Genomic DNA, 11845 nt, shown 5'->3' with positions numbered 1-11845 from the left:
TGGCGGGGGGCCGGTAGGTTCGGCGGAGTCCACCATCGGACGCCCCGCCACGGGGAACGCCCGCGCACTCGCCGCGGCGCCGCTGGGTCAGGGACGGTGAGCCGTACCGGCGCACCGCCACTGGCAGCCAGGCTCAGCGCCCGCGCCGCAGCGAGGGAACGTTCCGGCCGGTCGGGGAGGTGTGACCCGGATGGGGCCCGGGCGCTCAGTAGACAACGGCTTTCGGTCGACCCGCAGCCAGCGGTTCCCGGGCCGGCCCGAAGAGCGCCGGGCCCCCATCCGCAGCAGGCCGCACCCAACCGGCTTGTGCGCAACCCCTACGGGGTAGGTGCGTACATACAAGCCCAAAGGTACGTTCTTACCCCGCATTCGCGGGTTCGACACCACCGTACGAACGTCCCGTCACGTCATCGCAGGCGGCGGCCACTATGGTGGTCCCCTGCGTACGGACTTGAAGGGGCAGTAGTGAACGACGGCGACGGGACCCTCGCGGCACAGGACCGGGGGAGGCAGTTCGGTCCGCTCGGCACGGCCTTGGTGATCATCCCGACCTACAACGAGGCGGAGAACATCAAGACCATCGTCGGCCGGGTGCGCAAGGCCGTCCCCGAGGCGCACGTCCTCGTGGCCGACGACAACAGCCCCGACGGCACCGGCAAGCTCGCCGACGAACTGGCCATCGGTGACGACCAGGTCCAGGTCCTGCACCGCAAGGGCAAGGAGGGCCTCGGCGCCGCCTATCTCGCGGGCTTCCGCTGGGGCCTGGAGAACGGCTACGGCGTGCTGATCGAGATGGACGCCGACGGCTCCCACCAGCCCGAGGAGCTGCCCCGGCTGCTCACCGCGCTCAAGAGCGCCGATCTGGTCCTGGGCTCCCGCTGGGTGCCGGGCGGCCGGGTGGTGAACTGGCCCAAGTCCCGTGAGGTCATCTCGCGCGGCGGCAGCCTCTACTCCCGCATCGCCCTCGACCTCCCGCTGCGCGACATCACCGGTGGCTACCGCGCCTTCCGCCGCGAGACCCTGGAGGGCCTCGGCCTGGAGGAGGTCGCCTCCCAGGGCTACTGCTTCCAGGTCGACCTCGCCCGGCGTGCCGTCAAGGCCGGCTTCCACGTCATCGAGGTCCCCATCACCTTCGTCGAGCGCGAGCACGGCGACTCCAAGATGAGCCGCGACATCCTCGTCGAGGCGCTGTGGCGGGTCACGGCCTGGGGTGTGGGGGAGCGGTTCGGCAAGATCACGGGCCGGAGCGGCGACCAGCCGGAGCGTCCACAGGCGCCCGCCAAGTCTCACAGCGACGGCTGATCGTCCCCTTATGCCGCTCTGAGCCTGGCCCAGGCACACTGGGAGCATGACGACTGGCTCTCCGACCCCCGCGTACCCGACATCCGCCCAGCCCCCCGCTCAGCCGCGCCGTTCCCGCCTGCGGACGTTCCTGCCGCTGGCGCTCGCCGCCTGGCTGGTGCTGGAGATCTGGCTGCTGAGCGTGGTCGCGGGCGCGACGAGCGGGCTGGTGGTCCTTCTGCTCCTGGTCGCCGGGTTCGTTCTGGGGGCCGTGGTCATCAAGCGGGCGGGCCGCCGGGCCTTCCAGAATTTGAACGAGGCGCTCCAGCGCGGCACGGCCTCCCATCGGGGCGGCGGCAACGGCCTCATGATGCTCGGCGGTCTGTTCCTGATGATCCCGGGCCTGGCCTCCGACGTCGTCGGCCTGCTCCTGCTGCTCCCGCCGGTGCAGAAGGCGGTCAGCGGGTATGGCGAGCGCAAGCTGAGGGCGACCGCGGCCACGCCCGGCACCCTGGGGGACGCCTTTCAGCAGGCCCGCATCCACCGCCCCGACGGCAAGGTCGTGCAGGGCGAGGTCATCAGGGACGAGCAGTGACTCCGGGAGCCTGATCTCCGAGAGATTCTCCGAGAGAGCGGTTCCCCGGGGGCGCCCCCGGGGAACCGCTCTCTCGCTCGCAGGGGCAGCAAGACGACCGCGGGCGCCGTACGTGACATCACGTACGGCGCCCGCGGTCGTTGTCGTGCGTTGTGAAGCGGGTCACAGCCCCGCAGCGCTAGGCGCTTTTGCGGCTGTCGCGGGGATGTACCGCAAGGTTCATCGCTCCGGACCGCAGAACGGCGAGCCGCTCCTCGAGGACCTCTTCGAGTTCCTCGCGGGTCCGCCGCTCCATCAGCATGTCCCAATGTGTACGCGCGGGCTTGGCCTTCTTTTCCTCAGGGCCGTCGCCGTCGACGAGGAGTGCAGGGGCTCCACAGACCTTGCACTCCCACTCCGGCGGAATCTCCGCCTCGACCGAGAAGGGCATTTCAAACCGGTGCCCCTTCTCGCATGCGTACTCCACGGCCTGGCGCGGGGCCAGGTCGATACCGCGGTCCGTCTCGTAGCTGGTCACCACGAGGCGCGTGCCGCGAAGAGCTCGCTCACTCATGAATCGTGCCTCCCGGGCTTGTCGCCCACAGGACAGGTGTCGCTGTCGTCGTCATCCGGTCAACGTCCGGTCGGCGGTAAAGATTCCCGTTCGGAGTCCCGTTACGGGTCATGCGTCGCCGTCGTAGCCGCAGTCTTGTCAACCAGTGCAGTACCCACCGGCGCCCGGTTTGTCACATCTGAAAGGAGATGTCACCCAGCGTTTCGGCATCTTTGACGCGCAGTAACGGTACGCCTGGCAGGCCAAACGCGTACACTACCGCCCTTTCGCCTTGAGTGCTAAATCCTCTCGGGGACCGGGTTCCCCGCGTCGCGGATCGCCTGCCGTACCGGCACCCGGGCGAGCAGGAGAAACCCGACGACGAAGAAGATCACCAGCGAGATGATCGCGTCCCGGTAGCTGCCGGTCAGCTGGTAGGTGATCCCGAAGAGGAGCGGGCCGAGCCAGCTCATGCCACGGTCGCTCATCTCGTACGCCGAGAAGTACTCGGCCTCCTTGCCGGGCGGGACCAGGTGGGAGAAGAGGGAGCGGGAGAGCGCCTGGCTGCCGCCGAGGACCAGGCCGATCGCGGCCGCCAGCAGGAAGAAGCCGGCCGGCGCCCCGGCGGGCAGGAAGTAGCCGACGCCCAGGGTGAGCGTCCAGGCCGCCAGTGAGCCGAGGATCGTGCGCTTCGCGCCGTACGTCCGGGCCAGACGCCCCATGCCCAGTGCGCCCGCCACGGCCAGCACCTGCACCAGCAGGACCGCGCCGATCAGCGTGGACTGGCTGAGGCCGAGCTCCTCGGAGCCGTAGACCGAGGCCTGGGAGATCACGGTCTGGATGCCGTCGTTGTAGATCAGGTATGCGAGGAGGAAGGCGAGGGTCAGCGGGTGGCGGCGCATGTCGCGGACCGTCGCCGCGAGCTGGCGCAGCCCGGGAGCCGTACGAGCCGTCCCCTCCGTCCCGACGGTCGTGTCCGCCCCGTCCGCCCTATCCGCCTTGTCCGCTCTATCCGTCCCGTCCGTCCGAGCGGCTGCCTTCCGGGCCGTGGTCGGCCGGTCGCGCAGCCGTAGCAGCGGGATCAGCGTGAAGCCGCCCCACCACAGGCCGGCCGAGGCCAGGCAGATCCGTACCGCCATCGACTCGGAGACGCCGAAGGAGTCGTGGGCGAGGTAGAGCACCAGGTTGACGACCAGGACCAGTGAGCCGGCCGCGTAGCCGAAGGCCCACCCCCGGGAGGAGACCGCGTCGCGTTCCTCGGGCGGGGCGATCTGCGGCAGATAGGAGTTGTAGAGCATCATCGCCACGGACTGGGCCGCGTTCGCCACGATCAGCAGCGCGCCGCCCAGCAGATAGCGGTCGCCGCCCAGGAAGAACATGCCGGTCGTGGCCGCGGCGCCCACATAGGCGGCGGCGCCCAGCAGGGGCTTCTTACGGCCGCTGCGGTCGGCGGCCGCGCCCACCAGGGGCATCACCAGCACGGCCACGATCACCGAGAGAGACACCGAGTACGCGAAGAAGGAACCCGCCCGCACCGGGATGCCCAGCGGATGCACGTACCCGTCGGCGTCCGCCGCCCGTTTGGCGACCGATGTCAGGTACGGGCCGAGGAACACGGTGAGCACGCTCGTCGAGTAGACGGAGCACGCCCAGTCGTAGAAGTACCAGCCGCGCTGCTCGCGCCTCCGTTCGGCGGCCTCGTCGGACGCCGCCGTCCGCACGGTGTCGATGTCCACCCGTGCCCTCGCTTCCCGCTGCCGCAGCCGCGCGCGGGCCACGGGGCCGAGGCGGGACCCGGACCCGGACGCGGTCAGACCCAGACGCCGCGGGCCTCCATGACCTCGCGCAACGTGTCGATGTGATCGGTCATGATGCCATCGACTCCGAGGTCCAGGAGCCGGTGCATCCGATCGGGATCGTTGATCGTCCACACGTGCACCTGGAGCCCGCGCGCGTGGGCGGCCCGGACGAAGCGACGGTCCACGACCCGTATGCCCGACTGGCTCTCCGGCACCTGCGCGGCGACCGCCGAGCGGCGTGGCGCCGCGGGCACGCCCCAGGACCGCAGCCACAGGTTCAGCACGCCCCGGGTGCCGTACGAGGTCGCCAGGCGCGGCCCGGCCAGCCGCTGGGCGCGCACCACCCGCGCCTCCGAGAACGAGCCCACGCAGACCCGGTCCCACGCGCCCGTGCGGGCGATCAGGTTGAGCAGCGGATGCAGCGCGGGCTCCGCCTTGAGATCGATGTTCCACCGCACCTCGGGGAAGGCCTCCAGGAGCTCCTCGAAGAGCGGCACTGGCTCCTTGCCCGCCACGCGCGCGTGACGCACGTCCGACCAGAGGAGATCGGCTATGCGGCCCGCGCCGTCGGTCACCCGGTCCAGCGTCGCGTCGTGGAAGGCGACGAGCTTGCCGTCCCGCGTGGCGTGCACATCGGTCTCGATATAGCGGTAACCCGCCTCGACCGCGCGCCGGAACTGCGCCGCGGTGTTCTCCAGACCGTCCGCGGCGCCACCGCGGTGCGCGAACGGGATGGGTCCCGGATGGTCGAGATAGGGGTGGGTCATGAGGCTGGTCACGGACGCAGTATGGCTCCCTGTGGTGTCCCGGTGGCAACGACCGTGCTGCCGCCCGATGCGGCGGGAACGGCGAACAACCGCAGGAAGACCTGGGCGAGCGGACCGATCGTCACCGCGTAGAGCAGGGTGCCGACGCCGATGGTGCCGCCGAGGGCGAACCCGGTCACCACGACCGCCACCTCCACCGCCGTCCGCATCAGCCGGATCGATCGCCCGGTACGCCGGTGCAGCCCCGTCATCAGCCCGTCGCGCGGCCCCGGCCCGAACGTGGCCGCGATGTACAGGCCGGTGGCCGCCCCGTTGAGGACGATCCCGGCCAGCAGCAGCGGCGCCTGGACGGCGAGGCCGTGCGCGTCGGGGACGTACGCGAGCGTGCCGTCCATCGCGAGGCCGACGACGAAGACGTTGGAGACCGTGCCCAGGCCCGGACGCTGGCGCAGCGGGATCCACAGCAGCAGTACCGCCGCGCCCACGATGATCGACACGACGCCGATCGTCAGGCCGGTGAGCTCGGCGAGACCCTGGTGCAGCACGTTCCAGGGCTCCAGGCCGAGGCCCGCCCGCACGAGGAGGGCCGAGCTGGCGCCGTAGAGCGCGAGGCCGACGTACAGCTGGATCAGTCGGCGGGCGAGGTGGCCGTCCGGATCCCGCGGGGGTGTTTCCTGCGGTGGCGGCTCGGACAAGGGGTCCCCCTGGTGGTCGTAGTGGCCTGGCTCGTGACACTCTGTGGCTTGGAAGCACCCGGCATCCATGGCCAATTCGGGGAAGGTGGACTGGTACTCATGGCGCAGTGGACCTCTGCGGTGGGGGCCGCACAGCTGGCGCGGCTGCTCAACTCCCAGCAGGACCGCCCGGCCGGCCCCGGGTCACGCCGCCCGCCGGCCTACCGGGCGCTCGCCGACGGCATCCGGCTGCTGGTGCTGGAGGGCCGCGTCCCCGTCGCCGCGCGCCTGCCCGCGGAACGGGAACTGGCCCTGGCCCTGTCCGTGAGCCGCACGACCGTGGCCGCCGCCTACGAGGCGCTGCGCGCCGAGGGGTTCCTGGAGTCCCGGCGCGGCGCGGGCAGCTGGACGGCCGTCCCGGCGGGCAACCCGGTTCCGGCACGCGGCCTGGAGCCGCTGCCGCCCGAGGCCCTCGGCTCGATCATCGACCTGGGCTGCGCGGCACTGCCCGCGCCCGAGCCCTGGCTCACCCGCGCCGTGCGGGGTGCGCTGGAGGAGCTGCCCCCGTACGCCCACACACACGGCGACTATCCGGCGGGCCTGACGGCACTGCGGTCGATGATCGCCGAGCGGTACACCGCGCGCGGGATCCCGACGATGCCCGAGCAGATCATGGTCACCACCGGCGCGATGGGGGCCATCGACGCCATCTGTCACCTGTTCGGCGGGCGCGGGGAGCGCATCGCCGTCGAGTCGCCCTCCTACGCCAACATCCTCCAGCTGATGCGGGAGGCGGGTGCGCGCCTGGTGCCCGTCGCGATGGCCGAGGGGCTCGCCGGGTGGGACATGGACCGCTGGCGCCAGGTCCTGCGCGAGGCCGCGCCGCGCATCGCGTATGTCGTCGCCGACTTCCACAATCCGACCGGGGCGCTCGCCGACGAGGACCAGCGGCGCCAACTCGTGGAGGCGGCCCGCTCCGCCGGGACCGTGCTGGTCGCCGACGAGACCATGAGCGAACTGTGGCTCGACGACGATGTCGAGATGCCGCGGCCCGTGTGCGGCTTCGATCCCGCGGGGTCGACGGTGATCACGGTGGGGTCGGCGAGCAAGGCCTTCTGGGCCGGGATGCGCATCGGCTGGGTGCGGGCGGCCCCGGACGTCATCCGCAGCCTCGTCGCGGCGCGCGCCTACGCCGACCTGGGCACGCCGGTGCTGGAGCAGTTGGCGGTGAACTGGCTGTTCAGCACCGGCGGCTGGGAGCAGGCCGTCGAGCTGCGTCGCCGCCAGGCCCGGGCGAACCGGGACGACCTGGTCGCGGCGGTGCGCCGGGAGCTTCCGGAGTGGGAGTTCGCCGTGCCGGAGGGCGGGCTGACGCTGTGGGTGCGGACCGGGGGGCTCTCCGGGTCACGGCTCGCCGAGGCGGGGGAGCGGGTGGGCCTGCGGGTGCCGTCCGGGCCGCGGTTCGGCGTCGACGGCGCCTTCGAGGGGTATGTGCGGCTGCCGTTCACCGTGGGCGGCGCGGTGGCGGAGGAGGCGGCCGCCCGGTTGGCGGCCGCGGCCCGGATCGTGGAGAGCGGGGGGACGGTCGGCGCGGAGGGGCCGCGCACATTCGTCGCCTAGCGCCTGGCAGGACACGTGGGCGGGGCGGTGTCACCCGCCCGCGCTCGACACCTGTTCCGCGCCCACGGCGTCGGCGGGCACGGCGTCGGCGCCCGCATTCGTGGTCTCGGCGTCCGTGTGCGCGTGAGTGTCAGTGACCGTGTCCGTGTCCGTGTGCACGGGTTTGGTGAGCACGACCTCGACCGGCACCGGCGGCAGCGTCTCCGTGTCGGCGGGCGTGGAGCGCGGCGGCAGGAGGTCCAGCACCGCCTGCCGTTGGGCGTCGCTCGTCGCGTCGTCGTACGGGTCCGGTGTCGCCGGCACCTGGAGCCGGTGCACCGGCCCCGATCCGAGCCGGGCGTATCCGCGTCCCGGCGGCGTGTGGTCGACGGGCGTGGTGTGCGGGGGCGCGCCGAGGACCGCCTCCAGTTGCTGCTTCGACGCCGGCCCGAGCGTGACCCGCGCGCGGGTGTGCTGCCGTACGGCGTCGCTCAGGGAGTCCAGGGCGTCGAACTGCTCGGCCACCACCACCGTGACCCCGACCGCGCGGCCGTGCCTCAGGGGGACCTGGAGGAGGGACTGCGGGTCCTTGTGGCCGTCCGTGTCGGCCAGGTGGGTGAAGGCGGTGGGGCGGTCGACGAGGATCCACAGCGGCTGTTTGGTGTCCTCCGGCGGAGGGTCGCCCGCCTGCCGGGCGCGGTTCGCGGCGACGAGCCGGCGCTCCGTCTCGTGCACCGCCCACTCCAGGGCGGCCAGCGCCCCGGCCAGCCCGACCTCGACGCCCAGGACGCCGTCCCGGCCGGTGAGGCAGGCGTACTCGCCCGTGCCGCCGCCCTCGATCACCAGCACGTCGCCGTGCTGGAGGGCCTGGAGGGCGATGGAGCGCAGCAGGGTGGAGGTGCCGCTGCCGGGCTGGCCGACCGCCAGCAGGTGCGGCTCGGTGGAACGGATGCCGGTGCGCCAGACGACCGGCGGTACGTCGCGCCGGTCCTCGCCGTGGGTGAGGGGGAGCGTGCGCGGGACCCGGGAGGGGTCGGTGAAGCCCAGGACCGTCTCGCCGGGGGCGGTGACGAAACGTTGGGCCGCGATGTCGGTGGGGAGGGGCGTGAGGACACTGAGCGTGAGTTCGTTGCCCTCCTCGTCCCAGACGAAGAGGTACTCGCGGCCACGGCCGGACTTCGCGGCGAGCAGCTGCTCGATCCGCGCGCGTGGGGCGGCCTCTCCGTCCGGGAAGAACGCGGGGTAGCGGATCACGAGGCGGGCCACGCGGCCCGAGTCGTCGAACTCCGGCGTCGGGAAGACGGTCTCCCAGTCGCCGCCGTGGGCGTACAGGGGAGCGGGGTCGTCGGCCGTCGAGAAGTACGGGACCAGGGCCTCGTACAGCACCTGCAGTCGCTGGATCTGCGACTCGTCGGGGCCGTCCGGAACCGGTGGGGTGCGGTCCCTGCCCTGCCAGGCCGCTGCCGCCATCAGGGTGACGACGGCGAGCAGCGGGCCGTACGGCACCAGCGCCACGACCAGGATCAACGAGGCCACCAGGAACAGCAGCGGTCCGCGCCTGTCCTTGGGGGTCTCGGCCCACCTGCGCCGCCCGGCCGAGGCCAGCCGGCGCAGTCCGCGGGTGATCGTGATCAGCGGATGGAGGACATCGGTGGCGCTGTCGGCCGCCGTCCGGGCCAGCTCCCGGCTCCGGGCGATCTGCGCGCTGCCTGTGCTCAGGATGCTGGGAAGGGGGCGCCGTGCCACTGCTGTCTCCTGTGAGGTGCGTACGGACGGGACGGGCGGCGTCAGAACTTGATGCCGCCGAGGAGGCTCGCCAGGCTCTCGCCGCCTGCCTTGATGCTCGGGGCGATGGCCGTACTGGCCATGTAGAACCCGAACAGGGCCGAGACCACGGCGTGTGACGCCTTGAGCCCGTCCTTTCGGAAGAAGAGGAAGACGATGATGCCGAGCAGGACTACGCCTGACATGGACAGGATCATTTGGGTTCTCCTGGTTCGCGGGGGACAGTCACCATGAGTACTTCCAGGATCACAGGATGTATCCATACTATAAAAGGTGCAACTGGGTGAAATACGGCTGATTTCCCCCAGTAGGCGGAAGACCTGGTGGGCTGCCTGAGCAGGAGAGTTGCGTCGAACGGGTCTGCCCGTGATGGTTGCCGCCCTGGGGACCGGCCATGTGTCCGACGAGCCAGTACCCTGGCGATTCACCTGAACGGTTGAGTGGAGAGGCGGACCGGACGATGAGCGAAGCCCCCGACCCGGAGGTCGTGGAGCTGGCGACCAAGATCTTCGATCTGGCCCGTGGGGGCCGGACCGAGGAGCTCGTGGCGTACGTCGACGCGGGTGTTCCGGCCAACCTCACGAACGACCGCGGCGACTCCCTGGTGATGCTCGCCGCGTACCACGGCCACGCCGACGCGGTCCGGGCCCTGTTGGCCCGCGGCGCCGAGGCCGACCGGATCAACGACCGGGGCCAGACTCCGCTCGCCGGGGCGGCCTTCAAGGGCGAGGCGGACGTCATCAAGGTCCTGCTGGAGGCCGGCGCCGACCCCTCCCAGGGGACCCCGTCGGCCGTGGACACCGCTCGCATGTTCGACAGGGCGGAGCTGCTGGAACTGTTCGGCGTGCACTGAGCCGACCGTCCTGAGCAGGTCGAAGGTAGTTCCTGACCAGGTAAATCGACGACCACGGGGGAGGCGGTACAAGGCCGCCGGAAATTTCGGTCGCGGCAGGTAGAACAGCCGGGTCATCATGACGTCGTGATTCACGGACGCGATGGCTGGGCAGGTGTTGCCGCACCGCGCGGGCCGTGACGCGGTCCGCATGGGCCACCGACGAGAGGCAGAGGAAAATGGTCTACAGCAAGCAGGAAACGGCGGGCGCCCCGACGTGTTGTCACGCGGCCAGGTAATGCAGGTCCCCGGTTGCGTCGACGCTTGATGTGAGGCTGTTTCCCATGTTCGATCCGGTCATAGCGCCCAGCGGTACGCTGCTCGGCCTGCTCCAGAGGGGCCGCGGCGACGGAACGTTGCACGCGCTCACCGCTCCGCGAGCCGAAGCGCTCGCGGCGCTGAACCACTGTGTGCTGCGGGACCCCCGCCACGACTGGCAGGTGGAGAACCGCTCCCTCTATTACGCCCGTCTCTACCTCGACCTCAACGGCGAGCTGGACGAGATCGAGGCCCACCTCTTCGACGTCGAGGACTCCTTCGACACCGAGGAGACCCGTACGGGCCTGGCTCTGGCCGTCCTCGGCCATCTCGCCTCCTACGGCAGGCGGGACGCCCTGGCCCTGCTGCGCCGGTACGCGGCCTCGGGAGCCAACTGGGCCTGGGCCCTGGACGAACTCGCCCTACGGGACGACGACGCCGGTCTGCGGGCCCTCGCGGCACCCGTGCTCGCACGGTTCGCCACCGATACCGAGGGCGAGACCGAACTCGCCGCCGCCGTACGGGACGCCTTCGAGCCACGGCCCTGGCGGCTGTGGGCCGAGGATCCCCGCGAGTACGTCTCCACGCGCGTGCGTGCCGCTCAGGAGGCCGGCTGTTTCGACCTCTGGCAACGGCAGCTCACCCCGAGCGGACCACGCCCCGGCTGGAGCGTCCAGGCCGTCTTCGCCTGGGCCCAGCAGGGCGTCGAACGCGGAGTCGCGCTCCATGTCCCCGCCGCCCGCTGCCTCTCCGCCGTGGCCGGGCCCGAGGACCGCCCCGAGATCGTGCAGGCCGCCAAGGACGGCACCGAGGGCGCCCGGTGCACCGCCCTGCGCTACCTCGCCGACTTCAACGATCCCGACGCCCTCGTGCTGATCGAACAGGCCGTGGCCACCGGCTCGACGCCCGTCGTCGAGGCCGCCGTCGACGCCTTCGAGCGGATGCGCAGCGTCGCCGCCGTGGACCGGGCCCGCGGCTGGGCCCACCGGCCCGACCCCCTGGGCGCCGCGGCCGGCCGCATGCTCGCCTGCCGGGGCGGCACCCAGGACAGCGACCTCGTCCTCGGCGCCCTGCGCGAGGCCGTACGCGGCGAAGGCTGCGACGCGCCGAGCCTGTGGACCCTCGTCGACGGCGCCGGACGGCTCGGCATCGTCTGCGCGGCACCCGTGCTGCGCCACATCTACCGCGAGACGGCCTCGTCCCATCTGCGCGGGCGCTGCGCCCGCGCACTCGCCGCCACCGACCCCTCCTACGCCGCCGGCTTCGCCGTCGAGTGCCTCTGGGACTGCGAGGAGGGCACCCGCGAGATCGCCGCCCGGCACGCCGAGACCGGCGACGCCCGGGTCGTGGAGCGCCTGCGCCGGCTCGCCGCCGACCCGGCCGAGGAGGCGGAGGTCCAGACGGCCGTGAGGAGCCGGATCGGACCGGACGCCGCGTCCGCGATGTGAACGCCGGGGACCGGCCGCCGCCCGAGGGGAGCCTGGCGGCGGCCGGTCCGGCGCAGATGAACACCTGATGGCCTGCCGGGCGGACCGGCATGGACGCCGTCCGACCCGCGCGGTACACATCGCGTGAGGACCGGGTGCGCAGCGCAACGCTCACGGGACGTTAGTCGTTCGGAAAGATCCACTTTGACGCGTCCACGTCCGGGGCGGCGACAACA

At 71.9% G+C, this 11845-nt stretch carries 11 protein-coding genes; 5 read left to right on the top strand and 6 right to left on the bottom strand.

The features are described from left to right. The first annotated feature begins 465 nt into the window (after window positions 1–465). Together ACIRPU_RS14285 and fxsA are read left to right on the top strand one after the other, a co-directional pair. The gene (locus ACIRPU_RS14285) at window positions 466–1302 is read left to right on the top strand and encodes a polyprenol monophosphomannose synthase (protein ID WP_385562885.1); all 837 of its coding nucleotides are present in this window, start codon (window positions 466–468) and stop codon (window positions 1300–1302) included. 46 nt (window positions 1303–1348) lie between these two features. After that, window positions 1349–1876 (top strand): FxsA family membrane protein, encoded by a 528-nt coding sequence (gene fxsA / locus ACIRPU_RS14280; RefSeq protein WP_403866329.1) that lies wholly within the window; start codon window positions 1349–1351, stop codon window positions 1874–1876. Between the two features lie 178 nt (window positions 1877–2054). Here fxsA and ACIRPU_RS14275 read toward each other — a convergent pair whose 3' ends face one another. The 4 genes from ACIRPU_RS14275 to ACIRPU_RS14260 all read right to left on the bottom strand — a co-directional run bounded on the left by ACIRPU_RS14275 (window position 2055) and on the right by ACIRPU_RS14260 (window position 5669). Further along, complete coding sequence (locus ACIRPU_RS14275) at window positions 2055–2429, bottom strand: RNA polymerase-binding protein RbpA (RefSeq protein ID WP_020128921.1); 375 nt, start codon at window positions 2427–2429, stop codon at window positions 2055–2057. Between the two features lie 278 nt (window positions 2430–2707). Continuing rightward, complete coding sequence (locus tag ACIRPU_RS14270; protein ID WP_403866326.1) at window positions 2708–4144, bottom strand: MFS transporter; 1437 nt, start codon at window positions 4142–4144, stop codon at window positions 2708–2710. A 74-nt stretch (window positions 4145–4218) separates the two neighbouring features. Then, complete coding sequence (locus tag ACIRPU_RS14265; RefSeq protein WP_384123066.1) at window positions 4219–4974, bottom strand: glycerophosphodiester phosphodiesterase; 756 nt, start codon at window positions 4972–4974, stop codon at window positions 4219–4221. Window positions 4975–4982: 8 nt separating this feature from the next. Next, window positions 4983–5669: a YitT family protein gene (locus ACIRPU_RS14260; protein ID WP_403866323.1), complete on the bottom strand. Its 687-nt coding sequence runs from the start codon at window positions 5667–5669 to the stop codon at window positions 4983–4985. Between the two features lie 99 nt (window positions 5670–5768). Between ACIRPU_RS14260 and ACIRPU_RS14255 the strand changes: the two genes are divergently transcribed. Continuing rightward, window positions 5769–7268: a PLP-dependent aminotransferase family protein gene (locus tag ACIRPU_RS14255; RefSeq protein ID WP_403866320.1), complete on the top strand. Its 1500-nt coding sequence runs from the start codon at window positions 5769–5771 to the stop codon at window positions 7266–7268. 30 nt (window positions 7269–7298) lie between these two features. Here the strand turns inward: ACIRPU_RS14255 and ACIRPU_RS14250 are convergent, their stop codons facing one another. Together ACIRPU_RS14250 and ACIRPU_RS14245 are read right to left on the bottom strand one after the other, a co-directional pair. Then, window positions 7299–8993, bottom strand: a complete 1695-nt coding sequence (locus ACIRPU_RS14250; RefSeq protein ID WP_403866317.1) for a hypothetical protein — start codon at window positions 8991–8993, stop codon at window positions 7299–7301. A gap of 41 nt (window positions 8994–9034) precedes the next feature. Continuing rightward, window positions 9035–9229 (bottom strand): hypothetical protein, encoded by a 195-nt coding sequence (locus tag ACIRPU_RS14245; protein ID WP_020128927.1) that lies wholly within the window; start codon window positions 9227–9229, stop codon window positions 9035–9037. Between the two features lie 263 nt (window positions 9230–9492). Between ACIRPU_RS14245 and ACIRPU_RS14240 the strand changes: the two genes are divergently transcribed. Both ACIRPU_RS14240 and ACIRPU_RS14235 read left to right on the top strand, forming a co-directional pair. Beyond that, window positions 9493–9885, top strand: a complete 393-nt coding sequence (locus ACIRPU_RS14240) for an ankyrin repeat domain-containing protein (RefSeq protein ID WP_351767078.1) — start codon at window positions 9493–9495, stop codon at window positions 9883–9885. Window positions 9886–10208: 323 nt separating this feature from the next. Then, window positions 10209–11630 carry a HEAT repeat domain-containing protein gene (locus ACIRPU_RS14235; protein WP_403866314.1) on the top strand — a complete coding sequence of 474 codons (1422 nt, stop codon included), beginning with the start codon at window positions 10209–10211 and terminating at the stop codon, window positions 11628–11630. Window positions 11631–11845 lie beyond the last annotated feature (215 nt).

It is taken from the genome of Streptomyces sp. NPDC102259 (genome assembly GCF_044766465.1).
Classification (GTDB): domain Bacteria; phylum Actinomycetota; class Actinomycetes; order Streptomycetales; family Streptomycetaceae; genus Streptomyces.
The sequence above is the reverse complement of the archived record's forward strand: the minus strand, read 5'-3'. Positions and strand labels throughout refer to the sequence as shown.

What these genes read in the sequence shown, in the direction of transcription:
- ACIRPU_RS14255 (WP_403866320.1), top strand. Translation starts at nt 5,769, where the DNA reads ATGGCGCAGTGGACCTCTGCGGTGGGGGCCGCACAGCTGGCGCGGCTG.
- ACIRPU_RS14275 (WP_020128921.1), bottom strand. Translation starts at nt 2,429, where the DNA reads ATGAGTGAGCGAGCTCTTCGCGGCACGCGCCTCGTGGTGACCAGCTAC.
- ACIRPU_RS14265 (WP_384123066.1), bottom strand. Translation starts at nt 4,974, where the DNA reads ATGACCCACCCCTATCTCGACCATCCGGGACCCATCCCGTTCGCGCAC.
- ACIRPU_RS14235 (WP_403866314.1), top strand. Translation starts at nt 10,209, where the DNA reads ATGTTCGATCCGGTCATAGCGCCCAGCGGTACGCTGCTCGGCCTGCTC.
- fxsA (WP_403866329.1), top strand. Translation starts at nt 1,349, where the DNA reads ATGACGACTGGCTCTCCGACCCCCGCGTACCCGACATCCGCCCAGCCC.
- ACIRPU_RS14245 (WP_020128927.1), bottom strand. Translation starts at nt 9,229, where the DNA reads ATGATCCTGTCCATGTCAGGCGTAGTCCTGCTCGGCATCATCGTCTTC.
- ACIRPU_RS14240 (WP_351767078.1), top strand. Translation starts at nt 9,493, where the DNA reads ATGAGCGAAGCCCCCGACCCGGAGGTCGTGGAGCTGGCGACCAAGATC.